This is a genomic window from Lentzea sp. NPDC006480 (assembly GCF_040611995.1).
Taxonomy (GTDB): Bacteria; Actinomycetota; Actinomycetes; order Mycobacteriales; family Pseudonocardiaceae; genus Lentzea.
Window position 1 is genome coordinate 15182 of the sequence record NZ_JBEXPJ010000042.1, and the last position, 16322, is coordinate 31503.

Sequence of the window (16322 nt, forward strand, 5' to 3'; positions counted from 1 at the left end):
ACGTGGTGGGACGATCAGGACATGGCCGAGCTGTTGAGCGACGATCAGTTGAACGACGTGCTGCCCAAGCTGCCCGACTGGACCGCGCAGGACGCGGCGCTGGTCAGGACCGTGGAGCTGGCGAACTTCTCCCAGGCGATCATGGTCGTGAACCGGGTCGCGGAGATCGCGGAGAACGACAACCACCACCCGGACATCGACATCCGCTACAAGACCCTCACATTTCGCCTGAGCACCCACTACAAGGGAGGAATCACCGCGCTCGACGTATCTCTCGCCGAGGAAATCGACGGAGTCCTGGACGCGCTGAGCTGATTCGGTAAAGATGTGCGCTGCCGCCGCCAGCGGATATGAGAGGGAACACCCTCATGCGGTTGCGCACATCTTTGTTCACCGTGGCGCTGGCAGGCAGTCTTCTGATCGCACCGGCGGCCGCCCAGGCCGTGCCGTGTGCCCTGACGGACACGATGATCAAGGCCAGCTTCGCCTGGCTCGAGAAGGGCTCCGACCTCAAGGCGAACAACTGGTCCAACGCGAACTTCCACGTCGGCAACCTCGCCCAGGTGCGGACCACGGGCATCAGCAACCACAAGACGTGGCCGTGGGTGCAGGCGAACAAGTACCTGCTGCCGCTCGACCCGGCGAACCCGTACGCGCCGGACGCCCAGTCCAGCGGTGAGGCCTACCTCGACGTCTCGTACTTCCACCCGGAGCCCGCAGTGCTCCAGCCGTTGCGGGACAACCTGTACTCCCAGGCGAAGACCGGGAAGTACGACTACTGGAAGTCACCGGACGCCCTGAACATGGCCCTGCCGTCGTTCACGCGCATCGCCGTGGCCGACCTGAACCAGGACCTGCTCGACTACTCGTACAAGTCCTACCGGTCGCTCAAGCACCGCACGTTCAACGAGACCACCGGCCTGTGGAGCCTGAACGTGCAGACCAACGGCTGGGCCGTGCAGGGTCTCGCCAAGGCGATCCTGGCGCTGCCGAAGGACAACCCGTACCGCGCCGACTACGCCAAGACGCTGCGCAAGTCCGCCCACACGCTGCGGTACCTGCAGCGCCACGACGGCTTCTGGGGCGCCACCGGCAAGGACTCGGCGGCCACCGCGATGATCACCTACGCGTTCGCGGCGGGAATCAACGCTGGCGTGCTCGACAAGGACACCTACCTGCCGTACGTGCAGAAGGGCTGGACCGCCCTGCAGACCGCGCTGGACGCCGACGGCATGCTCGGGTTCGTCGCGGCCCGCAACTCGTGGAAGCCCGCCTCAGCCGGCGACCGGGCTGGGTTCGCTGTGGGCAGCTTCCTCATCGCCGGGCAGCAGCTCGTCCCTCTTACGCCGGGTTGCTAGCCCGATCGCGACCAGCGTGAGCATCCCGGCCGCCGGGTAGCCCCAGCCGAGCGCCGCGTAGTACCAGGGACGCGGGAAGTCCCAGATGTTCGGCTGGGCGTTCAGCAGGAACGAGACGAGATAACCACCGGTCAGCAGCACCCAAAGGCCGGCGGTGATCTTGCACAGGAGGTGTCCGCCCTCGTAGAGCAGCCAAAGCAGGGCGGGCACCATCCACACCCAGTGGTGGCTCCACGAGATCGGCGAGACCAGCAGGCCGAGCATCTGCACGCTGATGATCAGCGCCAGCACGTCCTTGGTCCTGCTCACCGCGAACCACGTCAGCGCGGCCGCGACGAGCACGGCGACGAGGTAGATCGGCCCGGTCTTGACGTCGTAACCGACCGTGCGGCTCAGTGCGCCGCGCATCGACTGGTTGATCGCACTGCCGACCGGCCCGACCCGGCTCGCGTCACCGAGCAGCTCGAACCAGAACTTGTTCGACTGGGACGGCGAGAGCGCCCAGCCGATGCCGTACACCGCCCCGAAGGCGACGAACGACCAGACCGCGGCCATCCACCTCTTCGTGACGAGGAAGTACAAACCGGAGATGGCGGGCGTCAGCTTGATGCCTGCGGTGAAACCCACGCCGGCGCCGCTGACCCAGTTGCGCGCGCTCGCGAGCGTGCCGATCAGGATCGCGCACAGCACCAGGTTGATCTGGCCGTAGTTGAGCGTGGTGCGCACCGGCTCGATCCACAGCACCAGCGCCGTCCAGAACATCACCCGCCGCGGGTCGTCGAGCTTCAGCAGCTTCAGCGTCGTCCGCACGATGTAGTAGAGGCAGCCCAGGCAGATCAGCTGCCAGATCCACCGCGACGCCTCCCACGGCACCCAGCTCATCGGCGTGAAGATCGCGGCCGCGAACGGCGGGTAGGTGAAGGGCAGCGGGAACACGTCCGCGTACTGCTCCAGGCGCCATTCGTACAGGTCGCCCTTCCACAGGTGCGGCGATCCGTTCCGGTACACCAACAAGTCGATCATGGTCATCTTGACCTGGAACTGCACCAGGAGCAGGTGCCCGACGACCGACAGCCCAAGCAACCACGGTGCTACGGAGAGCACACGCGCTTCCACAGCACGGAGTTTCACCCCGAAAACGTTACCCGAGGCAACTTTCGGGGGTACCCCGGCGTCACTACGTCGGGAGAGATCGCAAGAGGGAGTTTTGTTGGTCATGTCTGTTGATCTTGTAGTTGCCGCTGTCGCCGCTCTGGCCATGCTGGGGGTCGCGTTCGGAGTTTTCGCCGTTGCCGCTCGCACCAAGGGCAACCTCTGAACCTGTTGTACCGCAAATGAACGGGTGAGCCTCCAATGTGGAGACTCACCCGTTCGTCATTCCGAGGGAGCAAGACGCTCTATGCGTCAGAAGTAGTGCGCACGACCGCCGACCGGCTTGCCCACTGCGCCGAGGACGGCGAGGATGGCGCCGATCACCAGAAGCACCACTCCGATGGTCGTCAGAATGCTGATACCAGCCAGCCATCCGACGACGAGCAGGATTAGACCGAGAACGATCATGACACCTCCAGGTGGGGAATCCTTCTCTTGGCTACCCCACAGAGGTCGGTACAAACCTCATACCGCAGTCCCGATATGCATTTTCTGCCAATGTTTCCGCTGCCACGGCGCCCTTCTCATCACCCGTGGCACGGCGTATCCGGGCGAGCGCGTGCAGTGACTGCGCCTCCAGATAGCGCTGGTGGGTCCGGCCGTGCGTGGCGACGGCCTCCTCGGCGCACCGCAGCGCCTCCTCGGCCTCACCCAGCGCCAGGTGCAGCAGCGCACGCTCCTTGAGCTCTTCCCCGGTGGCCATGGCGTAGTTGTCGGTGATGCGTGCCCGCAACTCACTCAGGTGCCGCGCGGCTGCCTCGTGCTCGCCGAGTTTGCGGTACGACCGCGCGGCCTTCAGATCAGCCGTCATCTGCTGGTTGATCATGTTCTCCGAGTCGGCGAGCCTGAGCTGCAGCCGCGCCACGGCCAACGCGTCGTCGTCCGCGCCGCTGCTGTCGAGCATGTCCACCAACGCGTGCCAGACGTCGAACTCCTCCTCGATGCCGACCCTCAGCTGCCGGTCGCCGAGGAGCTCGAGAACCAGGTCGAACGCCTCGTCGGCCTCTCCGAGCGCCAGCATCGCCCGGACGGCGGTGCTGGCGCCGAGGGTGTTGCGTCGCGGGTTTCCGAGTTCCGCCTGCAGCGCCATGTGCGCCTCGTGGTGCACGAGCACCTCCGAGAACCTCCCCAGCTCCATGTAGACGCTGATCAGGCTGTTGTGGACGTGGGCCTGGACCGCGGGTGAGGCGGTGAGTTCCACCGCCTTGAGCAGCGACCGCTCGGCGGCGGGCAGGTCGGGCACGTGGAACCAGATCGTGGCGAGGTTCAGGTGCACCATCGCCTGGCCTTCGATCGACCCCAGCTGCTCGTGGATCGCGAGCGCCTGCTGTTGGTGCGAGAGAGAGGCGGCCGCGTCACCTGAGAGGCGCGTCAACGCGCCCAGGATGTTGTGCGAGGACGCCTGGATGGGCAGGTTGCCGGTCCGCGCACCGATGTCGAGCGCGGCCTGTGTGAGCTTCTTCGCCCGCTCGAAGTCGCCCTGGCAGAAGTTGTAGATGGCGGTGGACAGGTTGGAGGCGGCGATCAGCGCGTCGTCGCCGGACTCGCGAGCCGCGCGGTCACGGATTTCACACAGCGCCGACCACGTCGTGTCCTCACGAGTCTCGTAGTAGTAGGAGCTGAGCACGGTGCCGATCTCGCTGGCCGGCCAGTACTCACCTCGTTCCGTGGCGAAGAGCGTCGTGGCGAGCAGGTTGGTGTGCTCGGCCGTCATCCAGGCGAACGCCTCGTCCGAGGTCCGCAGCACCACGTCGGGCAGCTGGGTCGTGGCGGCCCTGAGCGGGAAGCGCCGCTGGTCGGGGAACAGCAGCTCGGCCGCGTCATCGGTCATGCGGCGGTAGAAGTCGTACAACCGCCCGACCGCCTCGTCGGTCTCCTCGCTCGTGCACCGCTCGCGCGCGTACACCCTGAGCAGGTCGTGCAGGGCGAAGCGGGTGCCGCGCTGTTCGACCAGGTGCACCCCGACGAGCTGGTTGAGATGACGGCGAGCGTTGGGCAGACCCGCGATCACCGCGGCGTCGTTGGCGGTGAAGTCCGCGCCGGGCAGCACCCCGAGCCTGCGCAGCACCAGCTGGGTGCCCTCCGGCAACGACGAGTAGCTCTCGTCGAAGACCACGCTGACCGCGGCCGCGGGATCGCCGGGCAGGGCCAGCTCGCCGAGCCTGTCGTCGTCGAGCTGCGCGACCTTGTCCGCGATGGTCATCGTGTCCTGGGCGCCGAGGTCCGCCGCGACGATGCGCAACGCCAGCGGCAGCCCGCCGCACAACCGCACGAGGGCGGCAGCGGCAGTCGTCTCCGCTCGCACCCGGTCCTCGCCGAGCACCCGCTCCAGCAGGCGGGTTCCGCCGTCACCGCTCAACGTCGGCAGCCGCAGGAGGTCCGCGTCGTGCAGGGCCAGGCCGCGCAGGTCACCGCGGCTGGTGACGATCGTCAGCGCACCGGCGGACGCGGGCAGCAGCGGGCGCACCTGCTCGGCGTTCGCGGCGTTGTCCAGCACCAGCAACAACTTCCGGTCCGCGACCAGTGAGCGGTAGAGCGCCACCTGTTCGTCCAGGCTGCCCGACGGGGAGTCCGCGCCCAGTCCTTTGAGGACCAGGGTCAGGGCTTCCTGCGGTGACATCGCCCGCACCGGGTCCTGGCCGCGCAGGTTCAGGAAGATCTGCCCGTCCTCGAAGCGACCGGCGATCCGGTGCGCCCAGTGCACCGCCAGCGAGGTCTTGCCGACCCCGCCGGTGCCCGCGATGACCAGCACCCGCGCACCACTCGCCGCGAGTCGTTCCACATCACCTTCGCGTCCGACGAACGTGGCCAGATCCGGCGGCAGCTGGCGCGGGGTGGTCGTCTTGTCCGCCGGAGGCGCGACCTCCCCGCGCAGGATCTGCTCGTGCAGCTCGCGCAGCGCGGGCGCGGGATCGACGCCCAGCTCGTCCGCCAGCATCTCGCTGACCTGCCGGTACGCCGCGAGCGCGCCCGCCTGCTGCCCCGACCGGTACAGCGCCAGCATCAGGTGTGCCCAGAAGCGGTCGCGGAGCGGATGCCGGCGGGTGAGGTCCTGCAGCTCCGGAACCAGATCGGCCGACCCGCCGGCGGTGAGGTCGGCCTCGATCCGCTTCTCCAGCGCGACGAGCCGCTCTTCGGCCAGCGGCGGCACCTCGTCGCGGTGCAACGAGTCCGAGACCACGTTGCCCAGCACCGGTCCTCGCCACAACGACAGCGCCTCGTTGAACTCCTGCCGCTCGACCAGGGCGCGGAACCTGGCGAGGTCGAGCTGCTCCGGCACGATCTCGGCCAGGTACCCACCGGGCTCGGTCCGCACGCAGTTCGCCCCGCCGAGTGCCTGCCGCAGCCGCAGGACGACGGTCTGCAACGTCTTGTGCGCTCGGTCCAAGGCCGGTGGCTCACCCTCCCAGACCCGCTCCACCAACTCGTCCACCGACACGAACTGGTTGGCGCGCAACAACAACGTGGCCAACAGCACCCGCCCTCGCCCTGCCGGCAGCGCGATCGGCTCACCGTCGGCCAGGACTTCCAGCGGCCCCAGGACGCGGTATTCGACGTTCACGCCGGCAGCTCGGAAACGGCCGGCAGCACCCGGTACTCGACGCTCACAGCAGGCGAGTCTAAGTGCGACGAGGTGAGACGGGTGGTCGACTGCGGGCCCTCTTGCTGTCAGCCTTCTGCACCATGCAGGCAGTGAGCAGGACAGCTCTGTGGGTCGCCTCGATGCGCGCGACCGAGGCCGCGCGCCCGGACCGGCTGCACGACGACCCGCTGGCCGCGGCCGTGGTGGCGTCGGCGGCGGCGTCCGCGCAGTCGATCCCGCCCGCCCCACCGGGCGCGGCCGAGTTCATGGCGATCCGCACCCGCTTCTACGACGACTTCCTCGCCGCCGCCCCGCTTCAGATCGTGGTGCTCGCGGCGGGCCTGGACGCCCGCGCGTTCCGCCTGCCCTGGCCGTCCGGCACGCGCGTGTTCGAGCTGGACCTGCCGGAACTCCTGGCCTTCAAGGCCGAGCTGATCGCCGCTACTTCCCTGGTGGCGGCGTGCACCCGCGTGGTCGTCCCGGTCGACCTCCGGGACGACTGGGCCACCGTGCTGTCCGCCGCCGGCTTCTCCCCCGCGCAGCCGACCGCGTGGGTCGCCGAGGGCCTGCTGCAGTACCTGAGCGAGCCCGACAAGAAGCGCCTGCTCGACACGGTCTCCGGCCTGTCCGCGCCCGGCAGCCGGTTCGCGTTCGACCACATGGACACCTCGGCCGACGACCGCGCGTCGGTGGCCGACGCGCTGAATCGGATCCGCAGCATGGGGGCCGAGTTCGTGGCGACGGTCTCCGACCCGGCGGGGTGGCTGACCGCGCACGGCTGGAGCGTTGCCGTGGACCGCGTTCCGGCACTCGCGGTCGAGTACGGGCGGCCGCTGCCGGACTTCATGGATCCGGCAGCGGCGAACGCGACCGCGCTGTGCACGGTCACGCGGTGAATCAGACGTTGAAGCGGAACTCCACCACGTCGCCGTCGGCCATCACGTAGTCCTTGCCCTCCATGCGGACCTTGCCCGCCGCCTTCGCGTCGGCCTTCGACCCCGCCGACACCAGGTCGTCGAACGACACGACCTCGGCCTTGATGAAGCCCTTCTCGAAGTCCGTGTGGATCACGCCGGCCGCCTGCGGGGCCGTCGCGCCCTGCGGGATCGTCCACGCCCGCGCTTCCTTCGGGCCCGCGGTCAGGTAGGTCTGCAGACCCAGGGTGTGGAAACCGGCGCGGGCGAGCGAGTGCAGACCCGGCTCGTGCTGGCCGATCGACTCCAGCAGCTCCAGGGCCGACTCCTCGTCGAGCTCCAGCAGCTCCGACTCGACCTTCGCGTCCAGGAACACCGCGTCGGCAGGGGCCACCAGCTCGCGCAGCTCCTTCTGGCGGGCCTCGTCGCCCAGCACGCCCTCGTCGGCGTTGAAGACGTAGAGGAACGGCTTCGTCGTCAGCAGGGACAGCTCGCGGATCAGCGAACCATCCACTTCGGACTGCGCGGAGAACAGCGTGCGGCCGGAGTCCAGGATGTCCTTGGCCTTGTTGGCCGCTTCCAGAACGGGGCGGCGGTCCTTCTGCATCCGCGCCTCCTTCTCCAGGCGCGGAATGGCCTTCTCCAGCGTCTGGAGGTCGGCGAGGATCAGCTCGGTGTTGATCGTCTCCATGTCGGAGGCCGGATCCACGCGACCGTCGACGTGCACCACGTCCGGGTCGTCGAAGACACGGATCACCTGGCAGATCGCGTTCGCCTCGCGGATGTTCGCGAGGAACTTGTTGCCGAGGCCCTCGCCCTCCGACGCGCCCTTCACGATGCCCGCGATGTCGACGAACGACACGACGGCGGGCACCTCGCGCTCGGAGCCGAAGATCCCGGCGAGCTTGGTGAGGCGCGCGTCCGGCAACGGCACGACGCCGACGTTCGGCTCGATGGTCGCGAACGGGTAGTTCGCGGCGAGCACGTCGTTGCGCGTGAGCGCGTTGAAGAGGGTGGACTTGCCGACGTTGGGCAGGCCGACGATACCGAGGGTCAAACTCACGAGCGACGAGTCTACGGCAGGCGACGGTCGTGTCCGATTCCCGCGAGCCATTGGCCGTTCCCGCTGGCAGGATCGATGCCATGGTCATTGACGAAGAGCACGCGTACCGGGCCGTCTCCGCACGTGACGCCCGTTTCGACGGCTGCTTCATCCACGCGGTCCGCACGACCGGCATCTACTGCCGGCCGTCGTGCCCCGCGGTGACCCCGAAGCGCCGCAACAGCCAGTTCTTCCTGACGGCCGCCGCCGCGCAGTCAGCGGGCTTCCGGGCCTGCCGCCGCTGCCTGCCCGACGCCGTCCCCGGCTCCCCCGAGTGGAACCTGCGCGCCGACCTCGCCGCCAGGGCGATGCGCCTGATCAGCGACGGCGCGGTCGAACGCGACGGCGTCACCGGCCTCGCCTCCCGGCTGGGCTACTCGGAACGCCACCTCACCCGAGTCCTCACCGCCGAACTGGGCGCCGGACCTCTGGCCCTCGCCCGAGCTCACCGAGCCCACGCGGCCCGCCTGCTGATCGAGACGACCGAGCTGTCGTTCGCCGACATCGCGTTCGCCGCGGGGTTCGCCTCGGTCCGCCAGTTCAACGACACCATCCGCATGGTCTTCGCCTCGACGCCGTCCGACATGCGCGGTCGCGGCAAGGCCCCCGTCGGCACGCCGGGCCGGATCGTCCTGCGCCTGCCGTACCGACCGCCGTTCGACGCCGCCGGCCTGCTCGCCCACTTCCGCGCCCGTGCTCTGCCGGGCGTCGAAGAGGTGACCGACGACTCCTACGGCCGCACGTTGTCGTTGCCCCACGGCGAGGCGACGGTCCGCCTGACGTTCCCGGCGGATCACGTCCTGTGCTCGCTGCGCCTGGCCGACATGCGCGACCTCGGTGCCGCCGTGTCGCGGGTCCGCCGCCTGCTCGACCTGGACGCCGACCCCGTGGCCGTCGACACGTTCCTCGGCGCCGACCCGATCATCGGCCCGCTGGTCCGGGAAGCCCCCGGCATCCGCGTGCCGGGCAGCGTCGACGGCACCGAGACGTTGCTGCGGCTGGTCGCGCCCTACGTCGGCGTACCGCTGCAGGTCCCGGACGGCGCCCTCACCCATCTCTACTCAGCCGGGGACCACCCGGTCACCGAGGCGGTCGCGAGCGGCAGACTCGTCGTGGACGTGGGCCGCTCGATCGAAGACCTGACCGAAGAACTGACGCCCCTGGTCGGCAGCGGAGTCGCCGACGAGGTGGCCATGCGAGTCCTGGGCGCACCGGACGTGCTGGTGCTCCCCGAGGGTTCGCGGCACCTGGCTTCCCACGGCCCCGAGTGGCGGCCGTGGCGCTCCTACGCCGGAGCACACCTGACGAGGAAGGCAGCAACATCATGAGCGTCGCACACACGTCCACTGTGGACACCCCGGCGGGGCCGTTCACCGCGATCGTCGCGTCGGACGGAGCGGTGCTGGCCAGCGGCTGGACCGCCGACATCGCCCTGCTGACGCCCCAGATCCACGCCTCGCTGATGCCGTCGGAGATCACCGCGAAGAAGGACCTCGGCGACGTCACGAAGGTCATCACCGCCTACCACGAGGGCGACCTGACCTCGATCGACGCGGTCGAGGTCCGCCAGAAGTCCGGCCCGTTCCTGCAGCACGCCTGGGACGTCCTGCGCACCGTCAAGGCGGGAGAACCGGTCACCTACTCCGAGTACGCGGAGCTGTCCGGACGCCCGGCCGCCATCCGTGCCGCGGCTTCGGCCTGCGCGCGGAACTCAGTGGCCCTGTTCGTCCCGTGCCACCGGGTGATCCGGATCGGCGGCAACCTCGGCGGGTTCCGCTGGGGCCTCGACGTGAAGCGCTGGCTGCTGGCCCACGAGGCCTAACCGACGAGGTTGATCTCCGGCGCGGATCCTGTCAGCAGTTCCGTCGCACACCGCGGGCACGACGTGGTGGACAGGCCCGCGCCGGACGTCAGACTCCCCTCGACGTCCAGCCACTCGTCGGCCCCGTTGTCACGACAGACGTGGCAACCAGCGCGATAGTGCACCTGAGCCCACGGCTCGGCAGGCAACTCCGACGCCCGGATCCCGGTGTCCCCGGGGTCGCTGAACGGTGCCCACCAGAACGAGACGCGCCACCGCAGCCTGCGCTCGCTCCCGTGATCCGGCATGTCGCACCCGCTCACGCGAATGGGCGCGGGGTGACTGCCGCCGGTGCAGATGCCATACGGCTCGCCGTGCCGCAACTCCACCAGGCGACCGACGCGCAGGCACACGAAGCAGTCGTGCGAGTACTCCAGCCGGTTCGACCACACGAAGTGGGTGGCCGGGGTGACGGTGACTCGCGCGGTGACTTCCACATGGGACAGCACGGAACGAGGCTAGCCGAGCGAGACCTCCAGCGTGGACCCCGTGCGCGCCTTCCGAACCCTCAACCGGGTGGGAATGCGCTGCCGCAGTTCCTCCACATGGGACACCAACCCGACGACCCGGCCGCCGGCGCGCAGCTCGTCGAGCGTGTTCATCACGATGTCCAGCGTGTCCGAGTCGAGCGTGCCGAAGCCCTCGTCGACGAACAGCGTGTCCAGCAACGCCCCGCCGGTCTCGTTGGCCACGACGTCGGCCAGTCCCAAGGCCAGCGACAGCGAAGCCAGGAAGGACTCGCCACCGGACAAGGTCTTCGCGGGCCGGGAACGCCCCGAGTAGTCGTCCAGCACGTCCAGGCTGAGACCGCCGCGGGTACCTCGGGCGCCGGCGGAGTCGGAGTGCACGAAGCTGTAGCGGCCCTGGCTCATCCGGTGCAGGCGAGCCGAGGCGGCGACGGCGACTTCCTCCAGCCGTGCGGCCAGCACGTACGACCGGAGCGTCATCTTCTTGGAGTTCTGGCCACGGCCGTTGATCACGTCGGTGAGCGCGTCCAGCTCGGCGTAGGAGTTCTCCAAGGGCTCCAACGACTTCCACTCGGCACGCAGCCGGGCCGCCAGCTCGCTGACCCGGTCCAACGCCGCGCGGGCGCGAGCCAGGCGGGTCGCGGCCTCGGAGGCGGCGGCGCGGGCGGAGGAGGCCGCGGCGGTCACCTCGTTCAGGTCCACCGCGGAGGCGGGGTCGACCTCGGCCAGTTCTTCGAGGGTGGCCATCGCGGTGGCGCGGGCGCGCTCCCAGGCGGCGATTCGCTCGTCCAGGGCTTGGAGCGCCAGGGCCGGGCGGGCGGCGGCCAGGGCCGTGTCGACGTCCGGGAAGCCTGCTTCGGCGGCCGAAGCAGCCACCAGGGCTTGTTGTTCTTCCACGCGGGCGAGGGCCGCGTCGCGGGCGGCTCGGCGGTCGGCCAGTTCCACCAACGCCTTGGCGAGGCGGAGGAGGTGGTCGCGGCGGGTCAGGACGTCCTCGTGCTCGCCACGGGCTTTGTCCAGGCGGGCGCCGCGTTCCTCCACGACGGTGACGAGCGAGGTGTGTTCGGTGCGCAGGCCCACCAGCTCTTGTTCGACCCTCGCCTTCTCGGCACCCAGGTCGCGCGTTTTGGCTTCGAGGCCGACGAACTCGGTCTGGCGCTGCGAGCGGGTGCGGGCCAGTTCCAGGGCCGCGCGGTACTCGGCCAGGGCGACGGCGGGCTCCTCCGAGCCCAGGGCTTCCCAGCAGGCCTGGATGCGGAGCTCGGCGGCGTGCGCGGCTCGTTCGGCCTCGTTGCGGCGGTCCAGCGCCGCCTGTTCATCGGCTGCCGCTTCTTCCTCGTCGGTCGCGTCCACGCCGCCCAGCATCGGTTGCGCGGGCGCGGGGTGCGACGGAGAACCGCAGACCGCACAGGGCTTGCCGCGCTTCAACGCCGCGGCGAGTTCGATGGCCATGTTCTCCAGGCGCTGGTGGCGGACCTGCTGGAGAACGTCCTTGGCCTTCTGGTGGACGTCGATCGCCTGGTGCAGCTCGTTCTTGGTGCGCTCCAGGGCCACTCCCGCTCCTGGCAACGCTTCTGCGGCGTCCGCGCGCGCTTTCAAGCCCTCCAACCGGGCGGAGGCCTCCACGGCGGCGTCCAGCTGGGCTCGGCACTGAGCCAGGCGCTCGGGGAGCACCTCCAGTTCGGCGTTCAGGGCCAGCAGGCGGCGTTCTACCTGGTACGAGGAGGTTTTCAGCACCGACAGCCGGCGCACGTCGGCCTGCTGACGTTCGGCTTCCGCGGCCAGTTCGCCCAGGCCGCCGGCTTCTTCGCGGTGGCGCTCGGCGTCCTCTCGTAACGAGGAGCCGGTGTAACCCAAGCGCGCCAAGGCTTCCGCCGCGCGGGCCTCGTCGCGGACCGCGAACTCGTACGACTGCTGGAGTTTCGCGATCTCGTTGAAAGCCGGGACGACCGGGATCGCGCGGCGGGCGGCGTCGCGTTCAGCGAACCAGGAGGCAGAGTCGGCGGATTCCACTCGGGCCAGCATGTCGCGGGCCTCGCGGACGCGGCGGATCTGGTCGGCCTGGACGCGGGCCTGGGCCAGCAGGGCGTCCGCGCCGTCGGCCACGCCCGCCGTCTCCTCCGAGGCGGCGGAAGCCTCGCGGACGGCCGAGGACAACCGCTCCAGCACCGATTCCAGCCAGCCCGGCTCGAACGACGGTTCCTCGCCGGCCGCCTCCGCCACGCGGTGCATCAGCTCGGCCGCGCCCTGGCGGCGTTCCTCCAGCACGCGGCCGGCCACGACGCGCTTGTCGCGGAACCACTTCTCGACGTCGAGGAACCGCTCGGTGCCGAAGAGCTTCTCCAGCAGCACTTCCCGCTCGGCCGTGTCCGAGCGCAGGAACTTCGCGAACTCGCCCTGCGGCAGCAGCACAACCTGGAAGAACTGCTCGTACGACATGCCGAGCATGTCCTCCACCGCGCGGGCCACGTCGTCGATGCGGGTGATGCCCTCGCCGTCCCAGCCCTCCAGCCAGGTCAGCGAGCACTTCGCGGGCTGTGTGGTGAAGCCGCCGCCGCGCTTCTTCGGCCGGTCGAACTCCGGCGAGCGCACGATCCGGAACCGCCGCGACTGCACGGTCAGCTCCAGCGACACCTCCGTCGGCACCTCGGGATCCGCGTACTCGCAACGCAGCTTCTTCACGTCACCGCGCGCACCCGGCACCCGGCCGAAGAGCGCGAACGCCACCGCGTCCAGCAACGTCGTCTTGCCCGCGCCCGTGTCGCCGTGCAGCAGGAACAAGCCGTCGGCACCCAACGAGTCGAAGTCGACGGTCTCCGGCCGCGGATAAGGGCCGAACGCCGTCAGCTCCAGGCGGTGCAGCCTCATTGCTCCTGCTCCCTCGCGACAGCCGAGAAAGCCTCACGCAGCAACGACATCTCGCCGGAGGAGGGCTCGGATCCACGGGCGTCCGACACGAAGCAGCACGCTACTTCCTCGTCGGTGCGGCCGCGGACCCGATCCGCGTACGTCATGTTGTGCTGCAGGCCCTGCTCAGGCCGCCACTCCACGTGCACCGCGTGCTCGAAGCGGGTTTGCAGCTGCCGCAACGCATCCATCGGCCGCACCTGGTCGGTCAGCACGACCGACAGGAAGTGGTCTTCCAGCGGCTTGTGCGCCGGATCCTCCAGCACCTCGGCCAACGTCCCCGTCACCGTGGCCAGCTGACGCGGTACCGGCAGCTCACGCCGTTCGACGCCGACCAGACCACCCGCGTCCAGCTCCACCAGCCACACCGACTTGCGGTGCCGCGCCTCGGAGAACGAGTACGCCAGCGGACTGCCCGAGTAGCGCAGGTTCTCGGCCAGCGTCTGCGGACCGTGCAGATGCCCGAGAGCCACGTAGTCGACGCCCGAGAACACCTGCATCGACACGTCCTGCACGCCGCCCACCGCGATGGTGCGCTCGGACTCCGACGGCGCCCCACCGGTCACGAACGCGTGCGCCAGCACCACCGAACGCGCCTCACGCGAAGCCAGGTCGGCGCGAATACGGCGCATCGCCTCGCCCAGCACCGGCGCGTGCCCCTTGTCCGCGATCCCGAGCACGTGCCGCGCGGGCTCCGGCTCCAGGAACGGAATCCCGTACACCGCAACGGGCCCGTGCTCGTCCGCCAGCTCGACCGGCTTGTCCAGCAACGAGATCTGCGTGCGCAGGAACAGCCCGCCCGCCGCGGCGAACTCCCCGAACACCCCGATCCGCGCCGCCGAGTCGTGGTTGCCCGGGGTGATCACGATCTGCGCCCCGGCCGCGCGGATCCGCATCAGCACCCGCGCGCACAACGACACCGCGTCGGCGGACGGCACCGCGCGGTCGTAGAGGTCGCCGGAGATGACCACGACGTCGACGGACTCGGAAGACACCAGGTCAGCGAGGCCGCTCAGCACCGACTCCTGCTCAACGAGCAGGTCGCGGCCGTGGAAAGTGCGCCCCACGTGCCAGTCGGAGGTGTGCAGGATCCGCATGGCACCAACCGTAGAGACGAGGTCCGACAAAACTCCGGGAGGGTTCCCGGCGTGTCACCCGATCGAGTTCAACATCTCTGAGGGAGCATCATCGGTGCCGTGACCGCAGTGATCATCACCGCCTCGCTCGTCCTGGCGCTCGTCTGTGCCGGGGCGCTGCTGTTCGTCTACCGCCTCTACCAGGACAGCGTCCGCCGCACCGACGAGGCACTCCACGCCATCGGCGTCGAACGCGCGCGCTACGACTCCCAGCAGCAGGCCCTGCAGCGGTACGAGGTGGCGTTCTCCAGCGTCAGCGGTCGTGGTGAGCTCGGCGAACAGGTGCTCGTCGAGACGGCGCGCGCCCTCGGCCTGAGGGAAAACCTCCACTACACGCTCCAGACGGACGTCGCGGGCGGTGGCGCGGTCCGGCCGGACATGGTGCTGAGCGTCGGCGGCGGGCGCATGGTCCCGGTCGACTCGAAGATGTCCATGGCCACCTGGGCCGAAGCGGTCGAGACGGACGACCCGCAGGAACGGCAGGACGCGCTGCGGGTGCACGTCCGCAACATCCGCTCGCGCGCCGCCGAGCTCGCCGGCAAGGGCTACCAGCGCTGGGCCGACGCGATCTACGGCACGATCATGTTCGTCCCGAACGACGGCGCGGTCGTCGCCGCCCTGGACACCGACCCCGAGCTGCTGAGGTGGCTGCTCGACCGCCGCGTCTTCCTGTGCGGCCCGACCGGGTTCGCCGTGATCGCGTCGAGTGCCATGTTCGCGGTCACCGAACGAGCCCTCGCAGAGGACGTCGAGCAGGTCAGGCTGCAGGCGGGCCGCGCGAACCGGGCCGCCGACACCGCCATCGACGCCGTCAACCTCTCCACCACCCACCTGCAGCGATTCCTGAGCGCACGCCGCCGCGAGCTGGACGCGCTGGAGGGATTCCGGGCGAGCGTGGAACCTCTGACCGAAGCCTCCGCCACCCCTACGCCGCTGCCTCTCGTCCGAAGGGCGGACGAACAGTCCGCGTAAAACGCACGGAGTGTGCCCACAGGTTGCTTCTGGGTGAGAAAGCAGCGGACTGACGAACACCTAATGGCCGAACGGCTACCGTGTGCGGCGTGAGTGAGCTGCGCGACCGTTCGGCTGCCTTCGATGACGACGTCGAGGACTACGACGCCGTTCCGTGGAACTACCGGGCCATCTTCGGCTCGTTCAAGGGCATCCCCTGGTGGGCCGCGATCCTGTCTGCGCTGGTCCCGGCCTTCATCGGCGCGTTCATCGACATCAACTCGAGCAAGACCGTCGGCTGGACGTTCAACGCCGTGTTCTTCATCGGCGCACTGGCCGCGATCCTGCTCGTGCAACGCCGCAGCCTGTTCGCGCCGATGGTGCAGCCGCCGCTGATCCTGGCCGCCACCGTGCCGGCGCTGGTGCTGCTCACCGGCGGCGTCGCGAAGGGCGGCCTGTCCTCCATGGCGCTCGGCCTGGGCAAGCCGTTGATCGACAGCTTCCCGGTCATGGCCATCACCACGGCGGTCACCGTCGCGCTCGGCATCGTGCGCATGGCCATCCAGAAGGACCCGAACCGGCCGTCCAAGGACGAGGTCCGCGAGGCCAAGGCCGAGCTGAAGTCCCGCAGCAAGCCGGCACCGCGCAAGCCCGCTCGCGAACCCGCTCGTGAAGAGGCCGCGGAAGAACGCCCGCGCCGCCCGCGGCCCGAGGGTGCCCCGGCCCGTCGTCCCCGTCCGGAGGGCGCACCCGCGCGCCGTCCGCGCCCGGAAGGTGCCCGCGCCGAGCGTCCGGCCGGCCAGCGCCGCCCGAGGCCCCCGCGCGACGACCGGTAGGGCGTTGTTCGCGGCCACTCCCCGAACCGCGAACAACGAGGTCGGAACAGCGAGC

At 69.6% G+C, this 16322-nt stretch carries 14 protein-coding genes; 7 read left to right on the forward strand and 7 right to left on the reverse strand.

What is annotated here, in order from left to right:
- Positions 1–21: 21 nt before the first annotated feature.
- The gene (locus ABZX92_RS18820) at positions 22–315 is read left to right on the forward strand and encodes a 4a-hydroxytetrahydrobiopterin dehydratase (protein ID WP_355560582.1); all 294 of its coding nucleotides are present in this window, start codon (positions 22–24) and stop codon (positions 313–315) included.
- 59 nt (positions 316–374) lie between these two features.
- Positions 375–1358, forward strand: a complete 984-nt coding sequence (locus ABZX92_RS18825; RefSeq protein ID WP_355560585.1) for a glycoside hydrolase family 88 protein — start codon at positions 375–377, stop codon at positions 1356–1358.
- Here the strand turns inward: ABZX92_RS18825 and ABZX92_RS18830 are convergent.
- From ABZX92_RS18830 to ABZX92_RS18840, 3 genes are all read right to left on the reverse strand, one after another.
- Positions 1275–2489 (reverse strand): mannosyltransferase, encoded by a 1215-nt coding sequence (locus tag ABZX92_RS18830; RefSeq protein WP_355560588.1) that lies wholly within the window; start codon positions 2487–2489, stop codon positions 1275–1277. The genes ABZX92_RS18825 and ABZX92_RS18830 overlap by 84 nt on opposite strands.
- Before the next feature lie 273 nt (positions 2490–2762).
- Positions 2763–2918, reverse strand: a complete 156-nt coding sequence (locus tag ABZX92_RS18835; protein WP_086662791.1) for a DUF6131 family protein — start codon at positions 2916–2918, stop codon at positions 2763–2765.
- A 31-nt stretch (positions 2919–2949) separates the two neighbouring features.
- A complete protein-coding gene (locus tag ABZX92_RS18840; protein ID WP_355560591.1) occupies positions 2950–6072 on the reverse strand; it encodes a BTAD domain-containing putative transcriptional regulator in 3123 nt (1040 codons plus the stop codon).
- 122 nt (positions 6073–6194) lie between these two features.
- Between ABZX92_RS18840 and ABZX92_RS18845 the strand changes: the two genes are divergently transcribed.
- Complete coding sequence (locus ABZX92_RS18845) at positions 6195–6989, forward strand: SAM-dependent methyltransferase (protein WP_355560594.1); 795 nt, start codon at positions 6195–6197, stop codon at positions 6987–6989.
- Position 6990: 1 nt separating this feature from the next.
- Here the strand turns inward: ABZX92_RS18845 and ychF are convergent, their stop codons facing one another.
- Positions 6991–8070, reverse strand: a complete 1080-nt coding sequence (gene ychF / locus ABZX92_RS18850) for a redox-regulated ATPase YchF (RefSeq protein ID WP_355560597.1) — start codon at positions 8068–8070, stop codon at positions 6991–6993.
- A gap of 80 nt (positions 8071–8150) precedes the next feature.
- Between ychF and ABZX92_RS18855 the strand changes: the two genes are divergently transcribed.
- On the forward strand, positions 8151–9437 hold the full coding sequence (locus ABZX92_RS18855) for an AlkA N-terminal domain-containing protein (RefSeq protein ID WP_355560600.1): 1287 nt from the start codon (positions 8151–8153) through the stop codon (positions 9435–9437).
- Positions 9434–9931 carry a methylated-DNA--[protein]-cysteine S-methyltransferase gene (locus ABZX92_RS18860; protein WP_355560603.1) on the forward strand — a complete coding sequence of 166 codons (498 nt, stop codon included), beginning with the start codon at positions 9434–9436 and terminating at the stop codon, positions 9929–9931. The genes ABZX92_RS18855 and ABZX92_RS18860 overlap by 4 nt, the downstream gene beginning before the upstream one ends.
- Here the strand turns inward: ABZX92_RS18860 and ABZX92_RS18865 are convergent.
- From ABZX92_RS18865 to ABZX92_RS18875, 3 genes are read right to left on the reverse strand one after another with little or no spacing between them, the layout of a single operon-like run.
- Positions 9928–10419, reverse strand: coding sequence for a hypothetical protein (locus tag ABZX92_RS18865; RefSeq protein WP_355560606.1), 492 nt, complete (start codon positions 10417–10419; stop codon positions 9928–9930). The genes ABZX92_RS18860 and ABZX92_RS18865 overlap by 4 nt on opposite strands.
- A 9-nt stretch (positions 10420–10428) precedes the next feature.
- The gene (locus tag ABZX92_RS18870; RefSeq protein WP_355560609.1) at positions 10429–13305 is read right to left on the reverse strand and encodes an SMC family ATPase; all 2877 of its coding nucleotides are present in this window, start codon (positions 13303–13305) and stop codon (positions 10429–10431) included.
- On the reverse strand, positions 13302–14441 hold the full coding sequence (locus ABZX92_RS18875; RefSeq protein WP_355560612.1) for an exonuclease SbcCD subunit D: 1140 nt from the start codon (positions 14439–14441) through the stop codon (positions 13302–13304). Before ABZX92_RS18875 ends, ABZX92_RS18870 begins: the two co-directional genes overlap by 4 nt.
- A 99-nt stretch (positions 14442–14540) precedes the next feature.
- On the opposite strand from ABZX92_RS18875, the gene ABZX92_RS18880 reads away from it, so the two are divergent.
- Together ABZX92_RS18880 and ABZX92_RS18885 are read left to right on the forward strand one after the other, a co-directional pair.
- On the forward strand, positions 14541–15452 hold the full coding sequence (locus ABZX92_RS18880; RefSeq protein ID WP_355560614.1) for a DNA recombination protein RmuC: 912 nt from the start codon (positions 14541–14543) through the stop codon (positions 15450–15452).
- Positions 15453–15541: 89 nt separating this feature from the next.
- A complete protein-coding gene (locus ABZX92_RS18885) occupies positions 15542–16267 on the forward strand; it encodes a DUF6542 domain-containing protein (RefSeq protein WP_355560617.1) in 726 nt (241 codons plus the stop codon).
- The last annotated feature ends 55 nt before the right edge of the window (positions 16268–16322 follow it).

What these genes read in the sequence shown, in the direction of transcription:
- ABZX92_RS18820 (WP_355560582.1), top strand. Translation starts at nt 22, where the DNA reads ATGGCCGAGCTGTTGAGCGACGATCAGTTGAACGACGTGCTGCCCAAG.
- ABZX92_RS18835 (WP_086662791.1), bottom strand. Translation starts at nt 2,918, where the DNA reads ATGATCGTTCTCGGTCTAATCCTGCTCGTCGTCGGATGGCTGGCTGGT.
- ABZX92_RS18845 (WP_355560594.1), top strand. Translation starts at nt 6,195, where the DNA reads ATGCAGGCAGTGAGCAGGACAGCTCTGTGGGTCGCCTCGATGCGCGCG.
- ABZX92_RS18855 (WP_355560600.1), top strand. Translation starts at nt 8,151, where the DNA reads ATGGTCATTGACGAAGAGCACGCGTACCGGGCCGTCTCCGCACGTGAC.
- ABZX92_RS18860 (WP_355560603.1), top strand. Translation starts at nt 9,434, where the DNA reads ATGAGCGTCGCACACACGTCCACTGTGGACACCCCGGCGGGGCCGTTC.
- ABZX92_RS18870 (WP_355560609.1), bottom strand. Translation starts at nt 13,305, where the DNA reads ATGAGGCTGCACCGCCTGGAGCTGACGGCGTTCGGCCCTTATCCGCGG.
- ABZX92_RS18875 (WP_355560612.1), bottom strand. Translation starts at nt 14,441, where the DNA reads ATGCGGATCCTGCACACCTCCGACTGGCACGTGGGGCGCACTTTCCAC.